A 24767-nucleotide genomic window follows, 5' to 3' on the forward strand; every position below is an offset into this window, starting at 1 on the left:
TCTGCTGTGCAACGAATCAGAAAACTGCAAATCGCCGGCGCGTTCGTCGTGCTGATCGCCGGTGCGGCCATCGGCCTGTTCGCCTTCGATCGGTCTGCCAGCGCCGGTTCGGCGTCTGTCTCGGCGCCCGCGGGCAGCCAGTCGGCATCGTCGGGGGCATCACACGCGCATGACGGCGCAGACGACGGCCATGGGAACGACGAAAAAGGCGCGCACGGCGACACCGCACGCGCGTCGGGCGAAGCGAAGGATCACGACGACGAGGGGCTGGTCAGTCTCAGCGCGGACCAGCAGTCCGCCGCCGGTATCGAGATCAGGGCGGCAGGCGCGGCACAGATCGTCGAATCGACACAGTTGCCGGGCGAAGTGCGTTTCAACGAGGACAGAACGGCGCACGTCGTGGCGCGTGTGGCGGGCGTGGTCGAGCGTGTGAATGTCAATCTCGGTCAGCAGGTCAGGCGCGGCGACGTGCTGGCCGTCATCTCCAGCACGCAGGTCTCGGAGCAGCGGGCCGAATGGCTCACGGCACAGGAGCGTCGCGCGATGGCGTTCAAGACGTTCGAGCGCGAGAAGTCGCTGTGGGAAGACAAGATTTCGGCCGAGCAGGATTTCCTTCAGGCACAGCAGGCGCTGCGCGAGGCGGACATTGCGTTGCGCAACGCGCGTCAGAAACTCAATGCGTTAGGCGCTGACATCGGTGCAGGCGGCACGGATGGCGGCGGCCTGAACCGATTCACGCTCAGAGCGCCTTTCGACGGTACGGTCGTGGCGAAGCATGCCGCCATGGGCGAAGCGGTGACCGAAGCCGGGGATCTGTTCACGATCTCCGATCTGAATGCCGTCTGGGCCGAAATCGCAGTGCCGCCGCAGTGGCTGGGCGCGGTGCGCGTCGGCACGCCGGTCGAGGTGCGTGCCACGGCGTTCGACTCGAAGGCGACGGGGCGTGTGTCCTATGTCGGCGCGCTGCTCGGTGAGCAGACACGCACGGCGGTCGCACGCGTCACGCTGGACAACCCGCAGGGCGTGTGGCGCCCCGGTGTGTTCGTCAACGTGGCGCTCACCACGAGCGAGGTCGCGGTGCCCGTCGCCGTGTCGCTCGACGCGGTACAGACGATCGGCAACGACACGATGGTGTTCGTGAAGTCGCCCAAGGGCTTCGTGGCAACGCCGGTGCAAACCGGTCGCCGCGACGGCGCCTCGGTCGAGATCGTCAAGGGACTGTCCGCTGGCACCGAATACGTCGCATCGAACAGCTTCCTGCTCAAGGCGGAGCTCGGTAAGAGCACCGCAGAGCACGGTCATTGACAGACGGGGACGCCAAGCATGTTCGAACGCATCATTCAATTTTCCATCCGGCATCGCTGGCTGATGCTGGTCATGACGCTGGCGGTGGCTGTCGCCGGTGTCTTCGCCTATCAGCGTCTGCCCATCGACGCCGTGCCCGACATCACCAACGTTCAGGTGCAGATCAACACCAACGTGCCGGGGTACTCGCCGCTCGAAGCCGAGCAGCGTGTCACGTATCCCATCGAGACGGCCATGTCGGGATTGCCGGGGCTGGAGCAGACCCGTTCGATCTCGCGATACGGTCTCTCGCAGGTCACCGTCATCTTCAAGGACGGCACGGACATCTATTTCGCCCGGCAACTCGTGAACGAGCGCATTGCGCAGGCGAAAGAGAAGCTGCCTGACGGCATCAATCCCGAGATGGGGCCGATCTCGACCGGGCTGGGGGAGATTTTCCTGTGGACAGTCGAGGCGACGCCGCAGGCCCGCAAGCCGGACAACACGCCTTACACGTCGACGGATCTGCGCGAAATTCAGGACTGGATCGTCAAACCGCAATTGCGCAACGTGCCGGGCGTGACGGAGATCAACACCATCGGCGGTGAGGCGAAGGCGTATCAGGTGGCGCCGGACCCTGCGCGCCTCATCTCCTACGGCCTCACGTTTGCCGATGTCGTTCGTGCGCTGGAGCGCAACAACGCCAACGCCGGGGCGGGCTACATCGAGCGACGCGGTGAGCAATACCTCATTCGCGTGCCGGCGCAGGTGCGCAACACCGACGACATCGGCAACGTCGTGCTCAACAACGTGGGCGGCGTGCCGGTGCGCGTGCGCGATGTCGCGCAAGTGTCGATCGGACAGGAACTGCGCACGGGCGCGGCGACGGAGAACGGCCGCGAGGTCGTGCTCGGCACCGTGTTCATGTTGATCGGTGAAAACAGCCGAACCGTCTCGCGCGCCGTCTCGGAGAAGCTGGCCGAGATCAACAAGCGTCTGCCGGAGGGGGTCTCCGCGATTCCCGTGTACGACCGCACGGTGCTGGTGGACAAGGCCATCGCGACGGTGAAGAAGAACCTGCTCGAAGGCGCGGCACTCGTCATCGCCGTGCTCTTCCTGTTCCTGGGAAATCTGCGCGCCGCGCTCATCACCGCCATGGTGATTCCGCTGGCGATGCTCATGACCTTCACCGGCATGGCGGCCGGTCGCGTCAGCGCGAATCTGATGAGTCTGGGCGCGCTCGACTTCGGCATCATCGTCGACGGGGCCGTCGTGATCGTCGAGAACTGTGTGCGCCGTCTGGCGCATGCGCAGCAGGCATCGGGACGCCCCCTGTTGCTGCGCGAGCGCCTGAAAGAAGTGTTTGCGGCGGCGCGCGAGGCCCGTCGACCGTTGCTGTTCGGTCAGGCCATCATCATGGTGGTGTATGTGCCGATCTTTGCCCTCACCGGTGTGGAAGGCAAGATGTTCCACCCGATGGCGATCACGGTCGTCATGGCGCTGGCGGCTGCCATGGTGCTGTCGGTCACGTTCATTCCTGCGGCGATTGCCGCGTTCATCGGCCATCGGGTGTCCGAGAAAGAGAATCGGTTGATGACGCTGGCGCGTCGTGCGTACGAGCCGGCGCTGGATTGGGCACTGGCGCACAGCCGTGCGGTGGTGGCCGGTGCCTGCGTCACCGTGCTGCTGACGTTCGCGCTCGCCACGCGGCTGGGCAGCGAGTTCATGCCGAGCCTCAACGAGGGCGATCTGTCGATTCAGGCGCTGCGCATTCCCGGCACGAGCCTCACGCAGTCGGTGGCGATGCAGCAGCAACTGGAGAAGGCGCTCGTGGCGAAGCTGCCGGAGATCGAGCGTGTGTTTGCGCGCACGGGGACGGCCGAGGTGGCGTCCGACCCCATGCCGCCGAACATCTCGGACGGCTACATCATGCTCAAGCCGAAGTCCGAGTGGCCCGATCCGGGCAAGTCGCGCGAGCAGTTGATCGACGAGGTCACGCGCATCGCCCAATCGATCCCGGGCAGCAACTACGAGTTCTCGCAGCCGATCCAGTTGCGTTTCAACGAACTGATCTCGGGCGTTCGCAGCGACGTGGCGGTGAAGGTGTTCGGCGACGACACGGCCGTGCTCGACGATGTGGCGGGGCGCATCAGCGCACGTCTGCAAGCGATTGACGGCGCGACCGAAGTCAAGGTCGAGCAGACGTCGGGCCTGCCGATGCTCACGATCAACGTCGAGCGCGAGAAGATCGCGCGCTACGGCGTGAACGTGGCCGACGTGCAGGACACCGTAGCGGCGGCGCTCGGCGGCCAGACCGCGGGCACGCTGTTTCAGGGCGATCGCCGGTTCAGCATCGTCGTGCGCATGCCCGACGCGTTGCGCAGCGATCTGGACGCCATCCGTCGTCTGCCCATCGCACTGCCCCGAACCGAAGGGGCGGGCGGTGGCGCGTCGACCATCGCAGGCGCTGCCCCGCGTGTCGCGTTCATCCCGCTGTCCGAAGTGGCGACGCTCGATCTCTCGCCCGGCCCCAACCAGATCAGCCGCGAAAACGGCAAGCGGCGCGTCGTGGTGAGCGCCAACGTGCGCGGGCGCGATCTGGGCTCGTTCGTCGAAGACGCTCGCAGGCAGATCGAGACGGTGACCGTGCCACCGGGTTACTGGACCGCGTGGGGCGGTCAGTTCGAGCAACTTCAGTCGGCCTCGGATCGTCTGAAGATCGTCGTGCCGGTGGCGTTGCTGATGGTGTTCGGCCTGCTCTTCGTGATGTTCAACAACGTGCGCGACGGTCTCATCGTCTTCACCGGCATTCCGTTCGCCCTGTGTGGTGGCCTCGTCGCGCTGTGGCTGCGCGGCATCCCGTTGTCGATCACGGCAGCCGTGGGGTTCATCGCGCTTTCAGGCGTTGCCGTGCTCAACGGGCTGGTCTTGATATCCTTTATCCGCAATTTGCGTGAGAACGGACGTCCATTGGCGGAGGCGGTGCGCGAAGGTGCGCTCACACGCCTGCGGCCGGTGCTGATGACGGCGCTCGTCGCGTCGCTGGGCTTCGTGCCGATGGCGATCGCCACGGGCACCGGGGCGGAGGTCCAGCGTCCGCTCGCGACGGTCGTCATCGGGGGGATTCTGTCGTCGACCGTGCTGACGCTGCTGGTGTTGCCGGTGCTCTACCGCATGGTGGGGCAGCGCAGTCGCAAGGGAAGTTAACTGGAGAAGGCGGTAGGAGGAGGTATGAGAATTCTTGTCGTCGAGGACGAGTTCAAGACGAGTCAGTACCTGAAGAAAGGATTGACGGAGGCCGGTTACGTGGTCGATGTCGCCGGTGATGGCGTCGACGGCCTGCACATGGCGGTGACCGGCGCCTACGATCTCGTGATTCTCGACGTGATGCTGCCGGGCAGGAGCGGCTGGCAGGTGCTGGACCAGTTGCGTGCGCAGCAGGACACGGCGGTCCTGTTCCTGACGGCGCGCGACGATCTCGGTGACCGGGTCAAGGGGCTGGATCTGGGCGCGGACGACTACATGACCAAGCCGTTCGCCTTCGCGGAGCTGGTCGCCCGCATTCGCACGATCCTGCGACGGGGGCGTACGCGCGAGTCGGACGTGCTCGTCGTCGGCGATCTCGAACTGAATCTGCTGGGTCACAAAGCGGTGCGTCAGGGAACGAGCATCGTGCTCACCGCCAAGGAGTTCCTGTTGCTCGCGTTGTTGATGCGACGTCAGGGCGAGATTCTGCCGCGCAGTCTGATCGCCTCGCAGGTGTGGGACGTCAATTTCGACAGCGACACCAACATCGTCGACGTGACCATGCGGCGCTTGCGCGCGAAAATCGACGATCCGTTCGAGCCCAAGCTGATTCATACCGTCAGAGGCATGGGCTACGTGCTTGAACGCCGCGAGGGCACGGTGTCATGAACTTCTCGTTGCGTGCGCGGCGCACGCGTTCGCTGCGCGCGCGTCTCACGTTCATCATCGCCGCGTGCGAGTTCATGGTGCTCGCGCTGATTCTGCTCTATCAGTACTTCGCGCTCTCCGAGCAATTGCGGGTGCGCGCGCATCAGGATCTGCTGGGCACCGTCACCGCGCTGCGCCACGAACTGGGCAGCATCTCGACGAAGGCCGAGATCGGCGCGGATCCGCGTCGCTGGTACGACGCGACGCACGGTCATCAGAATCTCGATTTCGCCGTGCTCGACACCGACGGCAAGACGCTCGTGGCGAGCCGGGGGTACCGGTCTGCCACGGGCGAGCTGACGCGTGTCGGCTCCGGCAAGACGCCGGGCGACGACGATGTGCACCGGCTCGGCAGAGGCAAGCCCGGCGAGCGGTTGCAATACGTCGCGGCGGATGCCGTGATCGGCGACGGTGGCGCTGACGCGGCGCACGTCGTCCTCGTCGTGCAGATGGATTCGACGGAGCGGCTGGCCGTTCTCACGCAGTTCGCGCTGACCGCGCTGGCGGTGCAAATCGCGGGCACCGTGCTGATCGGGGCGTTGACGTTCTGGCTGGTGACGCTCGGTCTGCGTCCGCTGCAACGGCTTACCCGCGCCGCTGAACAGGTGTCGAGCGAGCGGCTCGGCAACGAGGGCGAGCCGCTGCCGGAAGACGACATCCCTGCGGAACTTCGCGACCTCACCCATGCGTTCAACCGCATGCTCGCGCGGCTGAACGAATCGTTCACGCGGCTTTCGCAGTTCTCGTCGGACCTCGCGCACGACTTGCGCACGCCGATATCGAACATGATGGGAGAGGCGCAGGTTGCGCTCTCGCGTGAGCGTCCACCGGCGGAGTATCGGGCGGTACTGGTGTCGGCGATCGAGGAGTGCGAGCGTCTGTCGCACATGATTTCGACGATGCTGTTTCTCGCGCGCGCCGAATCGGCGCATACGGAAATCCGACGTGAGGCGAGTTCGCTGGCGGCTATCGCGGTCTCGCTGGTCGAGGACTTCTTACCGATGGCGGAGGAGGCGGGGCTTGGACTGACGGTCGAGGGCGACGCTACCGCAGAGATCGACCGGGCGCTGGTGCGGCGTGCGCTGGCGAACGTGCTCGTCAATGCCATCCGGCATTCGCGCGCGGGCAGCGTGATCTTGGTGTCTTGCACTACGACGCCCGGACACGCGAGGATTCGCGTACATAACGTGGGCGACGTGATCGCGCCGGAGCACTTGCCGCGTATCTTCGATCGGCTCTACCGTGTCGATCCGTCGCGGCACAACGAGGAAGATGCCAGAACCGGCGGCACCGGCCTCGGTCTGGCGATCGTCAAATCCATCGTGGAACTGCACGGCGGTGAAGTCACCGCGAGCAGCGACGCGCGCAATGGCACGTCGCTGGTCCTCAGCTTTCCCTTGCGCGCGGACGTGAAGGGGTGAAGGGGGCGGTGATAGAGAGGCGCGTCAGCCTGCGCGCAGCACCTTCACCGGGCGAGTGGCCGCGCCCGCGTCGTGCCCGGCGTCGTTCGAGGCCTGTGCCGACGTTGCAAAGGCGGCGGGTGTGGCATCGAGAGCGGCATCGTCGGCTTCCAGATGGAAGCGGCCGACGGCCAGCGTGAGCGCCTGCGCCTGCTGTTGCAGCATCTGTGCGGCGGCGCCGGCGTCTTCCACCAGCGCGGCATTGTGCGACGTCACCTGATCCATCAATGCAATCGCGCGGTTCACTTCCTCGATCCCCTGCTTTTGCTCGTGGCTGGCGGCGCTGATCTCGTCCATGGCGTTGCTGACCTGCTTCACGCGCGCGACGATCTCACGCATCGTGTTGCCCGCGTTCTGCACGAGTGTGGTGCCCGAGGCGACTTGCGAGACCGAGGCGTCGATCAGTTGCTTCACTTCCTTGGCGGCGGCCGAGCTGCGTCCTGCGAGGCTGCGCACTTCCGCTGCCACCACGGCGAATCCCTTGCCTTGCTCGCCCGCACGCGCGGCTTCCACGGCAGCATTCAGCGCAAGGATGTTCGTCTGGAACGCAATGCCTTCGATGACCGCGATGATGTCGACGATCTTGCGTGAAGACGCATCGATGGACGACATCGTCGTGACCACCTGTTCGACCATCGCGCCGCCTTGCTCGGCCATTTCGGCCGCACGGTGCGCGAGGTCGTTGGCGCCGCGCGAGTTCTCGTCGTTCTGACTGACGGTCGAGGTCAGTTCTTCCATCGCCGCTGCCGTCTGCTCCAGCGAACTGGCCTGCTCGGCCGTGCGCGCCGCGAGGTCGCGGTTGCCCGACGCGATGCGATGGCTGATCTCGGTGACGTCATGCGAGGCGTGGCGCACTTGCGTCACCGCGCGGCGCAGGTTGGTCGCCATCTCCGCGAGCGACGCCATGATGCTCGTGTCGCGCTCACGGTTCGCGCCGTTGGCGGAGGCGCCATGGCCCAGGTCGAACTCGTGATACAGCTCGCCACGGTCGACAGCCAGCGCGAGTGCCTTGACGTCATCCGGTTCGGCGCCGAGCGCGCGTCGCAACTGGCGCGTGATGAGAAACGCCATGACCGCTCCGCACGTCAGCGCCACGATCACCAGCGCGAGCATCACGTTCTGGAACCCGTGTGCGCTCGCGACCGCTTCCATCGACTCCGTATGACTGGTGCGGTCTTCCAGATCGATCATGCGGTTGATCGCGGCCAGCCAGTCCACGAAGGCCGGGCGTGCCTGATCGAGCACGAGGCGTCGTGCGCCGTCGAGATCGCCCGCACGGCGCAGCGTGATCACCTGCGTGATGATCGGCTGCGTGCGCGCCTCGATCGCCTTGATCGCGGCGAGGTCTTCGCGCTCTTCGGGGCGGACGTTGCCGGCGTTGGCCGGGGTGAAGAGGGCGTCCATCGGCCCGGCGGAGCGCTGGTAGTCGGCGTTCAGGCGTTCGATGAGCGAGACGATTTCATCGACGTGGCTGTCGTCGGCCAGGGTGAGGTCGCGTACGGCGATGGCGCGGTCGTGCACGCTGCCGCGAAAGTTCACGGCGTACTGCTGCTTGACGTTGTTGTTGTCGCTGATGTTCGTGAGCGTGCGCTCGATGCCATGCACGCGCAGCACGGCGAGTGCGGCGAGGGCCAGCATCATGACGAGGATCACGGTGAAGCTCAGCCCGAGACGGGCGGCCACGCTCAGGCGCGGCTGATGCGACAAGTGCGGTGAGTGTGGTGAGAGTGACGAGCGGGAGGGCGCTTTCATATCGGTGTCTGGTCTGATCGTTCTTATTGGTCGTCAATGCGCGCACCGGAGGGTTCGCGAACGTGTGCCGGGCGCGTGCATTGCCCACAGGGCAAACCCCGTGAAGACGTCGATTATTCCGCCTGGCGAGCACGGATAGAGATCAACGGTTCGTTGAAAGTTTGCGCTTGAGCTTGCGTTGTGCCGCGCCGACCGAGTGTCGGGCGAGCGCATGACGGCGTGGTGACGGCGCGAGGATTGCCGTCACGACGTGCTGCGGCGCAGCAAAAAATATCGATAAAAGGGTGTGGAATAAAGCGTCGGCGCCAAGCGTTCAGAGAGTGTCGACAACGACATTTCACTCAGGAGCCAAGTCATGAACCAACGTCAATCGATGTCCGCTGTGCTCACCAGCCTCGTGGCTGCCGCCGGTCTGTTCGCTGCCGCCGCCGCCCACGCGGAAGTCCCGCTCAAGACCGCCGATGGCGTGCTCGTCGACGCCCAGAGCCGCACCGTCTATACGTTCGACAACGATGTGGCAGGCAGCGGCAAGAGCGTCTGTAACGGCCAATGCGCCACCGCCTGGCCGCCGGTCATGGCCGACGCGGGGGCGAAAGCCGAAGGCAACTACTCCATCGTGACGCGCGATGACGGCATGAAGCAGTGGGCCTACAAGGGCAAGCCGCTGTATCTGTTCGTGAAGGACGCTGCCGCCGGCGACAAGAAGGGCGACGGCGTCAAGGACGTGTGGCACGTTGTCAAGCCCTGAGCGGCCGCCAACGAGGCGCAAGTCAGGCGTTTAGGGAATCCTGACGGGGAGCGAGAGGGTGTTGGCATATCGGCCTGCCGGGTCGGACCGCGCAAAATCGCGGCGGCTCAGTATAATTTCGCAGCAAGCGCCGGCGGCATTCGCCGGCGATGCTTCGGACTGGCTTGCCGCCAGGCACCCTCCGCCAGGAAATTCGCCGATGACCGGTCAGGATTTACCCAGCTTGCTTCCGGGCTTGCTGCCACGCCTCTGGGCGTTCGCCTTGCGTATTACGGGCGATCGTCATGATGCCGAGGATCTCGTGCAACGCGCTTGCGTGCACGCGCTTGAGCGCGTGCACCAGTGGCAGCCGGGCACCTCGGCGTTGAGCTGGATGTTCAGTATCGTGCACACGACGTGGATCAACGAGATCCGCGCGCGTCGCGTGCGTTCGCGCGGCAGTCTCGCGTGGGACGAGGCCGACGTCGAAGCGATTCCGGATCTTCAGGCGTCCACGCCCGAGGATCTCGCGAGCTATCGCCAGGTCTTCGGCGCGGTGGACAGTCTGCCCGAAGCGCAGCGCCTCGTGCTGCTGCTCGTGGCAGTGGAGGGAATGAGTTATCAGGAGGCGGCAGATGTGCTCGACGTGCCTATCGGCACCGTCATGAGCCGTTTGTCGCGAGCCCGCCGAACCATCGGCGATCAGTTTCGTAACCCCGAGGGGCAACCCCGCCTTGCGGATCGCGCACAGCGCGAGCATCGCTCCGGTCCCGCAGCCGGCGCACGTGAGGAGGACGCGTGATGAACGAAGACGATATCCGCCTGCTCGCTTACGTCGACGGCGCACTCCCCGTAGCGGAGCGCGCGGAAGTGGAAGCGGCCATCGCCGCGTCGCCCGAACTGGCCGACGCGGTCGAGTCGTTGCGCGCGTCGCGTCTGCCGTACCGCGAGACGTTCGCGGCGCAGGCGATCCCGCCCGTCCCTGAAAGCCTTACCGCCAGCCTCGACGCGCTGTTGCGCTCGCACGCGCAACGTCAGGCGGCTGGGGCACAGGACATGCAGGAAGTGCCCGCAACGCTCAGGGCTGCCGATCCGGTCGCACCGGTTCATCCGGTTCAGGTCGATGCTATGCATCAGGCGCCGGCCGCCAACGATGCCCCGGCCGGGCGACGCGTGCGCCCGTGGTGGCTCGCCGCGGCTTTCGCGGCGGGTGTTGCTGCCACCGCCGTCACGTTGCCGTTGCTCTCCGGCGTGCTGAATCAGGGCGGCACGGGCGGGTTCATGACCGCGTCAGTCCCGGCGAAGCCCGAACAGGGCCGCACGTGGGTGCGCGCGGCGGCCGAGTATCAGCAGTTGTATGCGCGTGACACCGTCGCTTCCATCCATGTGGACGACGGCGACACCGAGCGTACCGTGAGCGACATCCGTCAGAACGACAAGCTCGACATCAGCGTGCCCGATCTGCGCTCGCAAGGGCTGACGTTCAAGCGCGTGCAACGTCTGCGCTGGAAGGACAGCGCGCTGGTGCAGATGGTGTATCTCCCGGCGAAGGGCGATCCCGTGGCGCTGTGTGTGGTGCGCGATACGCGTCCCGATCAGGGCGTCGCGGAGCAGAAGGTCGACAGCATGGGCGTGGTGACGTGGCGCAAGGGCCAGATCGGCTATGCGTTGATCGGTGCGCCCGGATCGACGGACCTCAAGGCGGTCGCCAAGGCGCTGGCGGACGGTCCCGTCACGCCGCTGTACGGCATGCTGATGTTGCACGAACTGCGGCCGGATCGCGCGGCGTCCTGACGTCGTCGCAATCATCGCTGTCTTCACCGTATCAAAACAAACGCCCTCGGACCGAGGGCGTTTGTCATTGCAGCGTGCGTGTCGCTTATTCGCTTACTGCTGCGCAAGCGCGCCGTCACGCAGTCGCCACAGGCCCAGCGGATTGGCCTCCTGCAAGGCTTCCGGCAGGAGCGCATCCGGCAAGTCCTGATAGCACACCGGACGCAGGAAGCGATCGATGGCCGACGCGCCGACCGACGTGAACATCGCATTCGACGTCGCGGGGAACGGGCCGCCGTGGACCATCGCGTGACACACTTCGACGCCGGTCGGGAAACCGTTGGCGAGAATGCGTCCGGCACGACGCTCCAGACTCGGCAGCAGACGACGCGCCGTCGCGGCGTCACCCGTGTCGAGTTGCAACGTCGCCGTCAACTGCCCTTCCAGACGTTCGGTGATCGCGATCATCTCGTCGACGGTATCGCAGGCAATCACGACCGACGCCGGACCGAACATCTCGTCGTGCAATGCTGGCGTAGCGAGGAATTCAGCTGCCGTCGTGCGGAACAGCGCAGCCTGACCCTGACACGCGCCGCCCGACTGACCGCGTGCGACCAGCGTCACGTTCGGTTCGTCGACCAGACGCCCCACACCCTTGTCGTACGCTTGCGCGATGCCCGGCGTGAGCATGGTGCCGGCGGCCTTGGCCGTGAGTGCGTCCGATGCCGTCTGGCAGAAGCGTTCGAGCGCGTCGCCCGTAATCCCCAGCACCAGCCCCGGATTCGTACAGAACTGGCCGACGCCCATCGTCAGCGAATCGACGAACCCCCGAGCGATCGCCTCGCCCCGGGCCGCCAATGCTTCGGGCAGCAGGTACACCGGATTGATGCTGCTCATCTCGGCATACACGGGGATCGGCACGGCGCGCGACTGTGCGATGCGTTGCAGCGCGAGACCGCCGTTGCGCGACCCGGTAAAGCCCACGGCGGCAATCGCCGGATGTGCGACCAGCGCTTCGCCAACGGCACGCTCACCCACGAGCAGCGAGAACACGCCTTCCGGCAAACCCAGTTTCTGCACTGCGGCGCGCACGGCGCGTGCGACGAGTTCCGAGGTGCCCAGATGCGCCGAGTGCGCCTTGACGATCACCGGGCAACCGGCGGCAAACGCCGATGCCGTGTCGCCACCTGCTACCGAAAACGCCAGCGGGAAATTGCTCGCGCCGAACACGGCCACAGGGCCGAGGCCGATCTTCGCCAGACGCAGGTCGCTGCGCGGCAGCGGTTCACGTGCCGGTTGTGCGGGGTCGATGGTGGCATCGAGGAAGTGGCCGTCGCGCACCACGCGGGCGAACATCCGCAACTGGCCGACGGTGCGTCCGCGCTCGCCTTGCAGGCGTGCCACGGGCAGACCGGTCTCGGCGTGCGCACGCTCGATGAGCGCGTCGCCCAGATCGAGAATCGCCTGCGCCACGGCTTCCAGAAACTCGGCGCGTTTGGCCAGCGGCAGCGAACGGAACGGATCGAACGCGGCGCGCGCGAGGTCGCACGCCCGTTCGACGTCCTGCACCGTGCCTGCGCCGAACGTCGGCGTCAGACGCTCGCCACGCGACGGATCGAACGCTTCGAGCGTTCCGGCGCTGCCGCGCACATCGGCGCGGCCGATCAACATCTCACCGGTGATCTGCATGAGCGGTCCCCTTAGCCTTCGACTTGCTTGATGAGGGCGTCGAGCGCTTCGAGCTCATTCGGCAGCAGATCGGTCAGCGGTGCGCGCACCGGACCGGCATCGTGACCGACCAGCTTCGCGCCTGCCTTGACGATGCTCACGGCGTAGCCCGCGCGACGGTTGCGAATCTCCAGATACGGCAGGAAGAACGTGTCGAGCAGATGGCCCATCGTCTCCTGATCGTTGTTGCACACGGCGTGATAGAACTTCATCGCGGTCTTCGGGATGAAGTTGAACACGGCCGACGAGTACACCGGCACGCCCAGCGCACGGTAAGCGGCGGCATAGACTTCCGCCGTGGGCAGACCGCCCAGATACGAGAAACGATCGCCCATGCGGCGACGGATCTGCACCATGCGCTCGATGTCACCCACGCCGTCCTTGAAACCGATCAGGTTCGGGCAGGTCTCGGCCAGGCGTTCGAGCTGGTCGGCGCCGAGCTTCGAGTTCGCCCGGTTGTAGACGATCACGCCGATGTTCACGGCCTTGCAGACCTGTTCGACGTGCGCGGCGATGCCGTCAAGGCTCGCTTCGGTCAGGTAATGCGGCATGAGCAGCACGCCCTTCGCGCCCAGACGCTCGGCTTCCTGCGCATATTCGATGGCCAGACGCGTCGGGCCGCCGGCACCCGCGAGAATCGGCACTTTGCCGGCGCAGGTGTCCACCGCCGTCTTGATGACGGCGCTGTAGTCCTGCGGGGTGAGCGAGAAGAACTCGCCCGTGCCGCCCGCGGCGAAGAGCGCCGTCGCGCCGAACGGCGCCAGCCACTCCAGACGCGCCGCGTAGCCGCGTGCGTTGAAGTCGCCGTTAGCGTCGAAGTCGGTCACGGGGAAAGACAACAAGCCGTCGGAGACGATCTGCTTGAGTTCTTGAGGTGCGGTCATTTCAAGAGTTCCTGTCGGCCACAGGGCCGGATTCGATGAATAAAGATGGCGCTCAACCAGCGCTCAGCGCTGAGTTATATGTCATCGTATAACATGTGATGAGGTCGGACAAGAGGCTGACCCGTCGAATGGCAGTGGGATAAACCCGCAAAAGGCCCCGGAAGGGTTTTTCCTGATTCTGCGAGAACCCCGGAAGTCCGCGCGTAGCGGGGTATCTAGATGTATGATGACGCATAAGTGACGGGTGGTTGAGCGAACATCAACGACTGCCACCGGTTTTTGTGCCTGTGTCGGTACGGCGCGACGGATCGCATGCATTCAGACGTGCGAGCGTGGCCTGAGACCGATGACGCCGGTGCGGGAAAGTCAGGGGGAGGAGGGAGCGAAATGACGTCGAAGGGATCGATGAACGACAGCGGCGGTGTGGGGCAGGCGGTGCCGCGCTATATCCAGATGCAGGCGGACGACAACGTCGCCATTGTGGTGAACGACGGTGGGCTGCCCGCTGGCAGCCGGTTCGCGGACGGTCTCACGCTGGTCGACGCCGTACCGCAAGGCCACAAGGTCGCGCTGACCGATCTGGCCGAAGGGGCCGCGGTGATCCGCTATGGCGTGGTGATCGGCTATGCCGCGCGTGCGCTGCCTGCGGGAAGCTGGGTCAACGAGCGCAACCTGACGATGCCCGAGGCACCGTCGCTGGATCGTCTGCCGATCGGCACACGTGTGCCGGCCGAGTTGCCGCCGCTCGAAGGCTTTACGTTCCAGGGCTATCGCAATGCCGACGGTTCCGTCGGCACGCGCAACATCCTGGCGATCACGACCACGGTGCAATGCGTGGCGGGCGTGGTCGAGTTCGCGGTCAAGCGCATCAAGGAGACGTTGCTGCCGCAGTATCCGAACGTCGACGACGTTGTCGCACTGGAGCATACCTACGGGTGCGGCGTTGCCATCGACGCGCCGGATGCCATCGTCCCTATCCGCACGCTGCGCAATATCGCCACGAACCCGAACTTCGGCGGCGAAGTGATGGTGGTGAGTCTGGGCTGCGAGAAGTTGCAGCCGGAGCGTCTGCTACCGGAGGGCAGCATTCCTATCGGCAGCGCAGGCGCCGACGGCAAGCCCGACACGGTCTGCTTGCAGGACGACGCCCATGTCGGCTTCCTGTCGATGATCGATTCGATTCTGTCGACGGCGCGCACGCATCTGGCGCGGCTCGATGCGCGTCGGCGCGAGACCGTGCCGGCGTCCGAACTGGTGGTCGGCGTGCAGTGCGGCGGCAGCGACGCGTTCTCCGGCGTGACGGCCAATCCGGCCGTAGGCTTCGCCACCGACCTGCTAGTGCGGGCGGGGGCGACGGTCATGTTCTCGGAGGTCACCGAGGTGCGCGACGGCATCGATCAGTTGACGTCGCGCGCGGCAACGCCCGAGGTGGCCGAAGCCATGATTCGCGAGATGGCCTGGTACGACGCGTATCTGGAGCGTGGCCGTGTCGACCGCAGCGCTAACACGACCCCGGGCAACAAGCGCGGCGGCCTGTCGAACATCGTCGAGAAGGCGATGGGGTCGATCGTGAAGTCAGGCAGCGGGCCGATTCACGGGGTGGTGTCGCCGGGCGCGAAGCTCGACCGGGCGCATCAACGCGGGTTGATCTACGCGGCCACGCCGGCCAGCGACTTCATTTGCGGCACGCTGCAACTTGCAGCAGGCATCAACCTGCATGTATTCACGACGGGGCGGGGCACGCCGTATGGACTCGCCGAAGTGCCCGTCATCAAGGTGGCGACACGCTCGGATCTGGCGCGTCGGTGGCACGATCTGATGGATGTGGATGCCGGACGCATCGCAACCGGTGAGGCCACGATCGAAGACATCGGCTGGCAGTTGTTCCACCTCATGCTCGCGGTGGCCAGCGGTGAGAAAACGTGGGCCGAGCGATGGGGCCTGCACAACGCGCTCACGCTGTTCAATCCGGCGCCGGTGACCTGAGCGCGGGGCAAGCGACGCCGGGGGGACACCTCGGCGTCGCTCAAAAGGGCTCAGAGTTCGGCCAGTGTCTGCGCCAGCCCGAATTCGAGCATCGCCGGCACGAAGCAGTGATTGAGCGTGTCGCGGCGCGAAAGCTTCGTGAGCACATAGCGTCGGAAAGGCGTCAGCGTGCCCCAGTTGCCGACGTCCGGCGGCAATAGATCCGCCATTTCGCATTGTTTCAGCAACCCCGGCGGCAGGGCGTTCATGTCCTGCCACGCCGTCGGCGCGGGATCGACACTGCGCTCGACTTCCTGCCCGAGATGCTGGCGGGCAATCTCGTCCAGACGCGCCGCAAAGTCATCGTCGCCCGGCACGCACGAGGCCAGCGTCTCGCGCGCTTCCTGCGGCAGCCGCTGCCAGTCCGCCAGCGACAGATGCTGGCCGTTGCGATCCAGATTGAAGCGAATCGCCATCGTGATGTACTTCAGGTTTTCGCAGGCTTCGATCTCGAAAACAAAGATCGGCAGACGCTGATAGAGATGCATGGCTGTCACTCCTTGAATGGCGACGTATGGCGTGCGATCGATTGTACTCGCGCTCCGGCGTGCGTCGCGCAGGTGCCGGTGCGACATCGGGACGCGATTCGTCTGCACGATATGACAACGGTGAGAACGCCTTCGACGTTGCAGGCGAGCGAAGTGTCTTCTTGGGATCGCCTTTTGTTCTTGGGATATTTCTCAAAATTGACGCGATCGACACTTGGGAAATCGTCCGTTTCGTGTGACATCCCACGGCACGGAAAGGCTGGCGGTTGGCTGCTCGACGGGAATTTCGGACGGATCACAATCCACTTAATGTGAATCGTCCTAGAGTTTGGGCTCCTTCCGCACCCGGCCCGGATTTTCTAAGGTAGTCGCTCTCCCCGCCGGTCGCGTCGTCGATATCCCGCTTTGCGAGCCGGTGGTTGCCTCTGCGGGTGCGCCATTGCCCGAGTCCATTGCGCAGTCGTTCAACAGCCGACAGGAGTCGACATGTCGTCCCATTCGTCAAATCCATCGCCTATGCCCTTTCCGTTTCTCCCCGTCGTTCTGGATGCACCGAAGGCGGCGCCCGCCCGCGGGACGCCGTCCTCGCCGGACGCCGCCGACGTGTCACGCCATGCCAGTGCGGGACGTGGCAAACCACGCAACAGTCGGCGCGGCGGTGTGGCGCAGGCAGCGCAACCGCCGGGGATGGATGCCGCCGCGCGCGAGGCGTTGCGCATCGAAGTGGTGCGCAGTGTCTCGCCCGAATGTCTGACCGTGCTGGGAGCCATCGTCCGATGAGCGTCGCATCCGTCGTGTGTGGTGCCGCCGAGGCAGGGGGCAAGTCGGCGGTGTCGGAGGCGTCGTGCGCGTCGGTCGGCACTGCCGTTTGGGTGATCGCGTCACCGCATGCGCAATGGACGTGTGCGCCGGACGCCGTGACCGTCTCGTCTCACGAAGTGTCGTGCACGTTGCACGACGCCCCCGCCGATACCGCCCTGTGGCTGGAGCGCGTGAAGCACGGCGTACTGCTCGCCGAAGCGCCGATGCCGGGCACGTGGCTGGCGACGCTCGTCGACGAAGCGCTCGTGCATGTCCTGCCCGCGACGCGTCGCGACATCGTGCCGGCGTTCGGCCGGATTTGCGACGACTGGGTGCGAGGCATCTTCGCGGCGCCGTTCTGGGCGCGCTTTCTCGCCGGCGAGTCGAGCGACATTCAGGTGCTGGCGTTTCTCGCGCAGCTCTATCATCGTGCGGCGGGGGCGGACGTCCACAACCGCATTGCCGTGGAGCGTTGCACGGACACCGCACTGCGGCCGCTGCTGTTGCGTCAGTATCGCGAGCAGCGCGGGCAGTCGACGATGCTCGCGGCCGGGTTACTGCGATGCGGTCCTGCGGCACGGACCTTTCTGGACAGCGGCGCGTTCGACGCGACGCACGCGCTTATCGATTTCATCATCGGTGCGGCGGGCGACATGCCGGCCTATGTCGGTTGCTGTGCGCTGTGTCAGGCGCCGTCGACCGTACGGGCGGCCAGCGAGCTCGAAGCGCAGTTCGACGCGCTCGCACAGCGATATCCGTCGGCGGCAGACGGTTTCGCCGCCGTGTGCTCGCATGCCCGGCACGACGCGAGCGTTTGCGGCGGCACGGCGCTGCTGTCGCAGTGGGTCGAGGATGCAGGCGAGCCCGATGTGCCATCGCGCTTGCGGATGCTGCGCGGGGCCTATGGGGTCGCGGCGGCTTACCGCGTGATGTTCGACGCGTTGTATCGGCTCGACGAGGCACTGTGACGCCAGCGGGTTAGCTCGGACTGGCTCGGGGAGCGATAGCGAATCGTCACGCGCAATTCATGCCCCCGAATGGGGCATGTGGCTCGTATAATGGCGTCCCAACGGCGGGGGCGGTTGCGGCTCTGCGCCGTCCGCCCCCTGACCATGACAACCCAACTCGCCTACCTCGCCGCGCTCGGTGCCGCCCTCTGCTGGGCTTGCAGCGGCATGATCGCCATCACGCCTGTCCGTCAGGCCGGTTCGTTCCCCTTCAATTACGCCCGGATGTTGCTGGTGTTCGCGATGCTGCTGTTCGCGCTCGCGGTGCTGCGCGGCTGGCCGTCGCTCACGCTGGAGCAATGGCTGCGACTCACGGCGTCGGGGCTGATCGGCATTCTCGTCGGGGACACGATTCTTTACACGTCGCTCGGCCGGCTCGGGCCGCGACGCAACTCCATCGTCTTCGCGACCAACGCCCCGATGACGGCCGTGCTCGGCTATTTCTGGCTGGGCGAGGCGCTCGGGTGGCGGGCGGTGCTCGGTGTGGCGTTGGTGACGGCAGGCGTGGCGCTGGCGATCGCGTTCGGTGGCCGTCGCGAAGATGCCCATCACTGGGAGTCGGTGCGAGGTGACGTGCGCGTGGGTGTCGCCATCGGCCTGACGGCGGCGCTGTGTCACTCCATCGGGACATTGATCGCCAAGCCGGTCATGGCGGCGGGGGTGGATCCGGTCGGGGCGTCGGCGGTGCGCGTGGGTGTGTCGGCGCTGGGGCTGACGATCATCGCGGCGCGCCGCGGTCGCGCGATCTTCTCTGCGTTCACGCCGGGGACGCTGGCACTCACGGCGGCGTCCGGCTTCGTCGGCGTGGCCGTCGGCATGACGTTGCTGCTGTACGGCATGGGGCACGGCAATACGGGGGTGATCGCAACGCTCTCGGCCACCACGCCGGTGATGGTGCTGCCGCTGTTGTGGATTCGCACCCGGCAGCGTCCGGCGGCGGGGGCGTGGTGGGGCGCGCTGATCGCGAGCGCCGGTGTGGCGCTGATCTTCAATCGGTGAGATTGGCCGGGCGTTGCGATGTGCGCCATCGCAGCGTAGTGCCTTGATGGGACGCCCACCCGTCATCGACATCGGGCGGGCGCGATACGTCTGCCGCCGTCCGGCGATTAGCGAGCGACGGGCGTTTGCAGCGGCTCTGCGTTCTGATGCGGGACTTCGGTGCCGAGCGTGGGCACCTGAACTTCCGGGGCTGGCGTGGCGCGCGGGAGGCTCGGCGTGAGCAGGCGTCGCAACCAGGCGGCGAGGCGCTCGAAGATGCCCGGGTCGTCGTTGAAAAGTTCTGGACGCAGCACGCCCAGATACTCAAGAATCTGGTCGGCTTCCTGAGCGCCGACCGAACCGTAGATGACGGCGAGGTCGAGTAGCGCTCGCAATTCACCGAGCTTTTCCCGGGCCAGCAATGTGCGGGCGGTTTCCACGCTGCGCTTCGCTTCGAATACGCGCTCGCGCAGCACCGAAGCGGTGCGCCATGCCGGCGTCTGCAAGGTCGCTTCCAGCGTGCGCAGATCCTGCGCCGAGGTCACGATTTGCCCGGCGAGCGACTCCACGATACGTTCTTCCCCCTTCGCTTCACGCACGATCCCTTCGGCCCAGCGGCTGGCCTGACGCGCCATGTCTTCACGCGACCATTCCGGGCGCGATACGAAGTAGAACCCGTGCTGACGCGCCTGATTCAGGATGATCGAGACGACATCCGGAAACTGCTTGTCGAAGGTGCGCTTGGCCCAAGCGTAGTGACCGCCGGCGAGCAACTGCGCCACGGCGGCTTCGGTGAGCGGCACGGTGCTGTCGAGCAGGCGGGCGCGCAGGAAGTCGTCGAACGACGGGGGCGTGAAATGACGATCGACGGCGGACGAGATGCGCACGAAGGCGTCGAAGTCCTTTTGCAGATCGGCGAGTGCGGTGTCGGAGAGGGTGAGGGCGACGCGACTCATCGGCACGGCTCCTGCGTCGCGATCGCCATGATCGTCGCGCTTTCGTCGGCAACGGCGATGCGCGCGCGTTGCACGAGCGAAGTCGTACCGGGCGGTCCGGCGTCCGTATGAGTGCATCGAGCCACAGGCGCTGCCGCCGAAGCTCGTGCCACGTGCATCCCCGTTGCGCGTGAAGTCATGTGCAGCGATTCGTATAAACGGTGCGCTGCGGTCGTGGCCGTGCGCTGTGAGATGGTCTGCGTCGCACGGAATTGGTGATTCGCGTTGCGCGCAGCATGAGTCTGCATGCATCAACGGCAAAACGATGCAAAAACTTTAGCGTCCGATGCACATTTTCTTTCAACGCCTTGTGGCGTCGGCGTCTGGCCGTGTCCGAAGTGCCTGATGTGCGAAGAGGATGACATCGGGTGTCCGGTGTCATCCTCGGGGGGCGGGAATTTCGACGGCGTTCGGGGCTCCGGCGAGCGCGTCGGCTCAGCGGGGTTTAGTCGGTGACGGGGCGCAGCAGGTAGACGGCAAAGCGTGAGCGGGCGTCGAGCCAGACGCGCTCGATATCCCAGCCCGCAGAGTTCGCCAGTGCGCGAAACTCCGTCTGTCCATATTTGTAGGAGTTCTCAGTATGGATGGACTCGCCTGCGGCGAAGCGCAAGGGCTTGCCGAGCACCGTTGCCGTGAAGGGACGCTGCGCGACCAGATGCATTTCGATGCGGCTCGCCCCGGCGTTGAAGCGGGCTTCGTGTCGGAAGGCATCGAGCGGCAGGTCGCCGTCGAGTTCGCGGTTGATGCGCACGAGCACGTTCAGATCGAACTGCGCCGTCACACCGCGCGCGTCGTCGTAGGCGGGCAGCAGCACGGCGGGGTCCTTGCAGGCGTCGACACCGACGACCATGCGGCGTCGCGGGCCGAGCATCTTGCCCACGTGCGCGAGGAACGCGGCGGCTTGCGCGGGCGCGAAGTTGCCGATGGTCGACCCGGGGAAGAAACCCAGTCTCGGACCTTGCGTGTTCTGCAACTGCGGCGGCAGATGGAACGGACGCGTGAAGTCCGCCCGTACCGGCAGCATCGGAATGCCCGGGCAGCGGCGTGCGAGCGTGGCGACGGCATCGTCGAGAAACTCGTCGGCGATGTCGACGGGCACGTAGGCCCGCGGGGTGACGAGTGCGTCGAGCAGCAGCGGGGTCTTGCGACTGGAGCCGCTGCCGAACTCGACGACGACGGCGTCGGGCCCGATGACATCTGCGATGGCGGCGGCGCATTCCCCGAGCAGGGCCGTTTCGGTGCGCGTCTGATAGTACTCGTCGAGTCCCGTGATCTCCTCGAAGAGTTCACTGCCGCGCTGGTCGTAGAGCCAGACGCTCGGCAGGGTCTTCGGGGTATGGCCGAGACCGGTGAGCACGTCGGTGGCGAAGGCGTTCTCCGGCAGCGACGGGCAGACGAACGCTGCGGCTTGATTGGATTGCGTGGCTTGCAACATCAGCGGTCCTCCGCGAGCCTCAGGCCGCAGAACTGCCAGCGCTGATGCGGGTAGAAGAAGTTACGGTACGTGGCGCGTGCGTGTCCCGGCGGCGTGGCGAGCGAGCCGCCGCGCAGCACGAACTGTCCGCACATGAATTTGCCGTTGTACTCGCCGACGGCCCCCGATGCCGTCCGGAATCCCGGGTAGGCGACGTACGGGCTTGCCGTCCATTGCCATACGGGGCCAAAGCGTTGCTCCATCGTTTGTTGCGAGGGTGACGAGACGTTGGCCGCCACCTCCCATTCCTGTTCTGTCGGCAGACGCTTGCCGGCCCAGCGCGCGAAGGCATCGGCTTCGAAGTAGCTCACGTGTTGCACGGGCGCGTCGTCGTCGACAGGTTGCATGCCCGCGAGCGTCATCGATTGCCATTCGCCTTGATGCAGTTCCCAGTACAGCGGGTGACCCCAGCCTTCGCGTTGCACCGTCGCCCAGCCATCGGAGAGCCAGAGTCCCGCCATGCGGTAGCCGCCGTCCTCGATGAACGCACGCCATTCGCCGTTCGTCACCACGCGCGAGGCGATGGCGAATGGGCGCAGCAGCACGTCATGCGAAGGGGTTTCGCAATCGAAGGCAAAAGCGTTGGAAGGGCCGCCCGCGTGGCTGGCGTCGCCCGGATGCCCGATGCGATGCTGCCCGCCGTCGTGTTCGATCCACTGCAACGGTGCTGCGGCATGTAATACGGCGGACGGCTCCCGATGCGCGGGCCGCAGCGGGTTCTGCGCGAACAGGTGTAGCAGATCGGTGTGCATCAGCTCCTGATGCTGCTCTTCGTGATGCAGGCCGAGGGTGACGAGCGCAACGGTCTCAGGCGCGAGGTCCGCGTGCAGCAGGCGCTCGTGCATCGCGGCGTCGACGTGGCGGCGATAGGCCAGCACTTCGTCGAGCGTGGGGCGGGAGAGCAGTCCGCGCTGCGGGCGCGGATGACGCGGCCCGGCGGCTTCGTAATAGGAGTTGAAGAGGTAGGCGAAGCGCGGATCGTAGGGACGATAGCGTCCGCCGGCCGGGGTGTTGGCTTCTGCGAGCAAAAACGTCTCGAAAAACCACGTGGTGTGTGCAAGGTGCCACTTGATGGGGCTGGCGTCCGGCATCGATTGCACGGTGGCGTCGGCGTCCGACAGGCCCTGTGCGAAAGCGACGGATGCGGCGCGCACGGCGTCGAAGCGGTCATGCAGGGCCGCGGGCGGCGCTGATGCGTGCTGAGGTGCGTGTGTTGATGGATGCGTTGATGCGGGCGTCGACGGGCCGTCGCGTGCGATCCGCGAGCGGGTGACGTTGGGTGAGGTGCCAGAGGGCGCCTCGGCTTGCGACGTACAACAGGGGACGGTCATGGGGATTCCCGGGGGACACACCGTGTTGTGAAACGTGTTGCCTATTGTAGACCCGTTGTCCGGGCGTCATACACCCCCAGTGTGGGGCGACTGTGTGACGGTTCGTAACGAGGGTTGACGGGGCGTTGAAGGCGCGTTGGCGGATGAGAGCGCGGACTGCCTACATCAGCCAGCCGGTGAGGCCGAGCAAGCTACCCCCGGCGATCAACCAGAGGGGATTCCAGCGGGTGCGCAATGTAATGACGACCGCGATCAGCGTGACAATGCCGCGTGCGACGTTGATATCCACCTCCCGAGCGAGCAGGGCGCTGCTGGCGGCGAGCAGGCCGACGGTGATGGGCGCGAGGCCGGCGCGCACGGCCCGCACCCAAGGCGAGCGCTCGTGCCGATCGACCCATCCGCCGACCAGATAGGCGAGCAGCGAACTCGGAGCGCACTTGGCGAGCGTGGCGGTGAAGGCGCCGGGCAGCCCGGCGGCCTGAAGCCCGATCAGGGTGACGGCCATGCCGTTGGGGCCGGGGGCGGCCTGGGCGAGCGAGAAGAAGGTGACGAACTGCGCGTCGGTAATCCAGTGACGCGTCTCGACGGCGTAGCGGTGGATATCGGCGAGAGTGACGTTGGTGCCCCCGACGGCGAGCAGCGACCAGAGCGAGCCGTGCAGAAAGAGATCGATGAGTGTGTGCATGGGCGACGTCGTCTTCTCGGCCTTAATGGCCCTCTTGACCCTTCTGTCCGCTCTGACCGCTCTGGCCGCTTTGCCCTTGAAGGTCGTGGTCATCTCGCGGCTGCGACCGGCCACGCCGGTAGGCTGTGAGGATGGCGCAGGGGCCGAGAACGCCGAGCACGAGCAGCAGCGGGAGTCCGAGAACGAAACTACCGAGGAAGGTGGCCGCGGCAAAACCGAGTGTCGTCCAGTGGCGCTCCAGCCCCCCGAGCAGGCGTACCGACGTAGCGATGACCAGTCCGGTGGCGGCGGGCATGAGTCCGGAGAGCAGGTGCTGGACGAGCGGAGTTTGCCCCCATAGGGCGTAGGCGTAGCCGATCAGGATGATGACGAGCGTCGGGCAGAAATAGAGGCCGGCGACGGCGGATGCGGCGCCACGCGGGCCACGGAATCGGCGTCCGAGGACGGTAGCGATATTGGCGACGTTGGGGCCGGGGAGGAGTTGCGCGAGGGGGAGCAATTCAGCAAATTCCCGGTCGGTGAGCCAGCGCCGCTGGTCGACTACCATCCGTCGCGCCCAGGGCAGGACACCGCCGAAGCCGGTGGCGCCGATGGTGCCGAAGGCGAGGGCGAGGTCCCAGCAGGTGGGTGGCTCGGTGGGGTTTGGGGTAACGGTGTCTGGCGCAGGCGGCTCGGGGGAGGAGGCGTCTGAAGTATCGGAGGCGAGGAATGTCACGATTGCCCGTTGCCGGAGGGGTTATGCCCGTGGAGTTCGTGTTCGAGGCGGACGACTTCCTGCGCGACGAGTGCGATGGCGTTACGGATTTCCATGAGCGCGGTGTAGAGGGCTTGCGCGTTCTGGGGGGAATGCATGGCGACGTCGCGGGCGGCGGTTTCGATGGCGTCGAGCGACAGGGCGATGCGGTCGAGATTCTCCAGCATGGGATCGATCTCCGTTGACGCGCACAGTGCGTGCATACCCCCATGATACCCAACTGACGTATCTCGGTGGGGGATGTTAGAATGCGTGCCCTTGCCGGGGTGATGAAATTGGTAAACATAGCGGACTTAAAATCCGCCGCCTTAGGGCTTGCCGGTTCAAGTCCGGTCCCCGGTACCAATAGGGCTTTAAGCCTTATCAAGCTAAACGCAGTAAACCCTATTATTTCAAGGGTTTGCGTGATATCTTCCCTTCCCGGAACGGTGCCAGAACGTAGCCAGAAATAGCTATTTTCGCTACTCAGTGTGACCTGCCCCCTTCAATAGGGCCAATGGGCTTCTAGCAAAGTCCCGTTAAACCTGCTCCTGGAAAGCGGCAGGAGCATCCGCGGTTGCTCGATGTTTCGCCGCAAACTCTGACGGCGCAAGGTAGTTCAGTGCGCTGTGCGGCCTTTGCTCGTTGTAGTCCTGACGCCATGCCGCGATGACAGCCCGAGCGTGCG

The 24767-nt window shown here is 65.7% G+C and carries 22 protein-coding genes and 1 tRNA gene; 12 read left to right on the forward strand and 11 right to left on the reverse strand.

Annotated elements, in window-relative coordinates; translation table 11 throughout:
- Positions 1-6 precede the first annotated feature (6 nt).
- The 4 genes from C5N93_RS04160 to C5N93_RS04175 are packed head-to-tail and all read left to right on the forward strand — an operon-like array spanning position 7 to position 6659.
- Positions 7-1305 carry an efflux RND transporter periplasmic adaptor subunit gene (locus tag C5N93_RS04160; RefSeq protein WP_242558378.1) on the forward strand — a complete coding sequence of 433 codons (1299 nt, stop codon included), beginning with the start codon at positions 7-9 and terminating at the stop codon, positions 1303-1305.
- A gap of 18 nt (positions 1306-1323) precedes the next feature.
- Positions 1324-4491 (forward strand): CusA/CzcA family heavy metal efflux RND transporter, encoded by a 3168-nt coding sequence (locus C5N93_RS04165; RefSeq protein ID WP_242558379.1) that lies wholly within the window; start codon positions 1324-1326, stop codon positions 4489-4491.
- A 24-nt stretch (positions 4492-4515) separates the two neighbouring features.
- The gene (locus C5N93_RS04170; RefSeq protein WP_242558380.1) at positions 4516-5199 is read left to right on the forward strand and encodes a heavy metal response regulator transcription factor; all 684 of its coding nucleotides are present in this window, start codon (positions 4516-4518) and stop codon (positions 5197-5199) included.
- Positions 5196-6659 (forward strand): heavy metal sensor histidine kinase, encoded by a 1464-nt coding sequence (locus C5N93_RS04175; RefSeq protein WP_242558381.1) that lies wholly within the window; start codon positions 5196-5198, stop codon positions 6657-6659. Before C5N93_RS04170 ends, C5N93_RS04175 begins: the two co-directional genes overlap by 4 nt.
- A gap of 24 nt (positions 6660-6683) precedes the next feature.
- Here the strand turns inward: C5N93_RS04175 and C5N93_RS04180 are convergent, their stop codons facing one another.
- A complete protein-coding gene (locus tag C5N93_RS04180; protein WP_242558382.1) occupies positions 6684-8450 on the reverse strand; it encodes a methyl-accepting chemotaxis protein in 1767 nt (588 codons plus the stop codon).
- A gap of 355 nt (positions 8451-8805) precedes the next feature.
- Here C5N93_RS04180 and C5N93_RS04185 point away from each other — a divergent pair, with 355 nt between their 5' ends.
- The 3 genes from C5N93_RS04185 (at position 8806) to C5N93_RS04195 (ending at position 10971) form a co-directional block, all read left to right on the forward strand.
- Positions 8806-9198, forward strand: coding sequence for a hypothetical protein (locus C5N93_RS04185; protein WP_083253935.1), 393 nt, complete (start codon positions 8806-8808; stop codon positions 9196-9198).
- A gap of 199 nt (positions 9199-9397) precedes the next feature.
- Positions 9398-9979 (forward strand): RNA polymerase sigma factor, encoded by a 582-nt coding sequence (locus tag C5N93_RS04190; protein ID WP_069342779.1) that lies wholly within the window; start codon positions 9398-9400, stop codon positions 9977-9979.
- On the forward strand, positions 9979-10971 hold the full coding sequence (locus C5N93_RS04195; RefSeq protein WP_242558383.1) for an anti-sigma factor: 993 nt from the start codon (positions 9979-9981) through the stop codon (positions 10969-10971). Before C5N93_RS04190 ends, C5N93_RS04195 begins: the two co-directional genes overlap by 1 nt.
- Before the next feature lie 93 nt (positions 10972-11064).
- On the opposite strand, the gene C5N93_RS04200 is transcribed toward C5N93_RS04195, so the two are convergent.
- Both C5N93_RS04200 and kdgD read right to left on the reverse strand, forming a co-directional pair.
- On the reverse strand, positions 11065-12639 hold the full coding sequence (locus C5N93_RS04200) for an aldehyde dehydrogenase (NADP(+)) (RefSeq protein ID WP_242558384.1): 1575 nt from the start codon (positions 12637-12639) through the stop codon (positions 11065-11067).
- A gap of 11 nt (positions 12640-12650) precedes the next feature.
- On the reverse strand, positions 12651-13562 hold the full coding sequence (gene kdgD, locus C5N93_RS04205; RefSeq protein ID WP_069342776.1) for a 5-dehydro-4-deoxyglucarate dehydratase: 912 nt from the start codon (positions 13560-13562) through the stop codon (positions 12651-12653).
- Between the two features lie 387 nt (positions 13563-13949).
- Here kdgD and garD point away from each other — a divergent pair, with 387 nt between their 5' ends.
- The gene (gene garD / locus C5N93_RS04210) at positions 13950-15548 is read left to right on the forward strand and encodes a galactarate dehydratase (protein WP_242558385.1); all 1599 of its coding nucleotides are present in this window, start codon (positions 13950-13952) and stop codon (positions 15546-15548) included.
- A gap of 50 nt (positions 15549-15598) precedes the next feature.
- On the opposite strand, the gene C5N93_RS04215 is transcribed toward garD, so the two are convergent.
- Entirely contained in the window at positions 15599-16075 is a 477-nt protein-coding gene (locus C5N93_RS04215) for a nitrate reductase associated protein (protein ID WP_242558386.1), read from the reverse strand.
- Between the two features lie 603 nt (positions 16076-16678).
- Here C5N93_RS04215 and C5N93_RS04220 point away from each other — a divergent pair.
- The 3 genes from C5N93_RS04220 to C5N93_RS04230 all read left to right on the forward strand — a co-directional run bounded on the left by C5N93_RS04220 (position 16679) and on the right by C5N93_RS04230 (position 18882).
- Positions 16679-16855: a hypothetical protein gene (locus C5N93_RS04220; RefSeq protein WP_174980705.1), complete on the forward strand. Its 177-nt coding sequence runs from the start codon at positions 16679-16681 to the stop codon at positions 16853-16855.
- The gene (locus tag C5N93_RS04225) at positions 16852-17844 is read left to right on the forward strand and encodes a hypothetical protein (RefSeq protein WP_242558387.1); all 993 of its coding nucleotides are present in this window, start codon (positions 16852-16854) and stop codon (positions 17842-17844) included. Before C5N93_RS04220 ends, C5N93_RS04225 begins: the two co-directional genes overlap by 4 nt.
- Positions 17845-17988: 144 nt before the next feature.
- Positions 17989-18882 carry a DMT family transporter gene (locus C5N93_RS04230; protein WP_242558388.1) on the forward strand — a complete coding sequence of 298 codons (894 nt, stop codon included), beginning with the start codon at positions 17989-17991 and terminating at the stop codon, positions 18880-18882.
- A 107-nt stretch (positions 18883-18989) separates the two neighbouring features.
- On the opposite strand, the gene C5N93_RS04235 is transcribed toward C5N93_RS04230, so the two are convergent.
- The 6 genes from C5N93_RS04235 to C5N93_RS04260 all read right to left on the reverse strand — a co-directional run bounded on the left by C5N93_RS04235 (position 18990) and on the right by C5N93_RS04260 (position 24267).
- Positions 18990-19817, reverse strand: a complete 828-nt coding sequence (locus tag C5N93_RS04235; RefSeq protein WP_242558389.1) for a DUF4088 family protein — start codon at positions 19815-19817, stop codon at positions 18990-18992.
- Between the two features lie 484 nt (positions 19818-20301).
- Entirely contained in the window at positions 20302-21291 is a 990-nt protein-coding gene (egtD, locus tag C5N93_RS04240) for an L-histidine N(alpha)-methyltransferase (RefSeq protein WP_242558390.1), read from the reverse strand.
- The gene (egtB, locus tag C5N93_RS04245; RefSeq protein ID WP_242558391.1) at positions 21291-22661 is read right to left on the reverse strand and encodes an ergothioneine biosynthesis protein EgtB; all 1371 of its coding nucleotides are present in this window, start codon (positions 22659-22661) and stop codon (positions 21291-21293) included. The genes egtD and egtB overlap by 1 nt, the downstream gene beginning before the upstream one ends.
- A 160-nt stretch (positions 22662-22821) precedes the next feature.
- Positions 22822-23346 carry a chromate transporter gene (locus C5N93_RS04250; RefSeq protein ID WP_150719695.1) on the reverse strand — a complete coding sequence of 175 codons (525 nt, stop codon included), beginning with the start codon at positions 23344-23346 and terminating at the stop codon, positions 22822-22824.
- A 22-nt stretch (positions 23347-23368) separates the two neighbouring features.
- Positions 23369-24061 (reverse strand): chromate transporter, encoded by a 693-nt coding sequence (locus C5N93_RS04255; RefSeq protein ID WP_242558392.1) that lies wholly within the window; start codon positions 24059-24061, stop codon positions 23369-23371.
- Positions 24058-24267: a hypothetical protein gene (locus C5N93_RS04260; protein WP_139133237.1), complete on the reverse strand. Its 210-nt coding sequence runs from the start codon at positions 24265-24267 to the stop codon at positions 24058-24060. The genes C5N93_RS04255 and C5N93_RS04260 overlap by 4 nt, the downstream gene beginning before the upstream one ends.
- Before the next feature lie 93 nt (positions 24268-24360).
- Between C5N93_RS04260 and C5N93_RS04265 the strand changes: the two genes are divergently transcribed.
- Positions 24361-24445: transfer RNA gene (locus C5N93_RS04265), tRNA-Leu, on the forward strand.
- A gap of 173 nt (positions 24446-24618) precedes the next feature.
- On the opposite strand, the gene C5N93_RS04270 is transcribed toward C5N93_RS04265, so the two are convergent.
- A partial coding sequence (locus C5N93_RS04270) for a transposase (RefSeq protein WP_242558397.1) occupies positions 24619-24767 on the reverse strand: 149 nt, incomplete at its 5' end.

Origin of the sequence: Pandoraea sp. LA3 (assembly GCF_022696215.1) — a bacterium.
Taxonomy (GTDB): Bacteria; Pseudomonadota; Gammaproteobacteria; order Burkholderiales; family Burkholderiaceae; genus Pandoraea; species Pandoraea capi.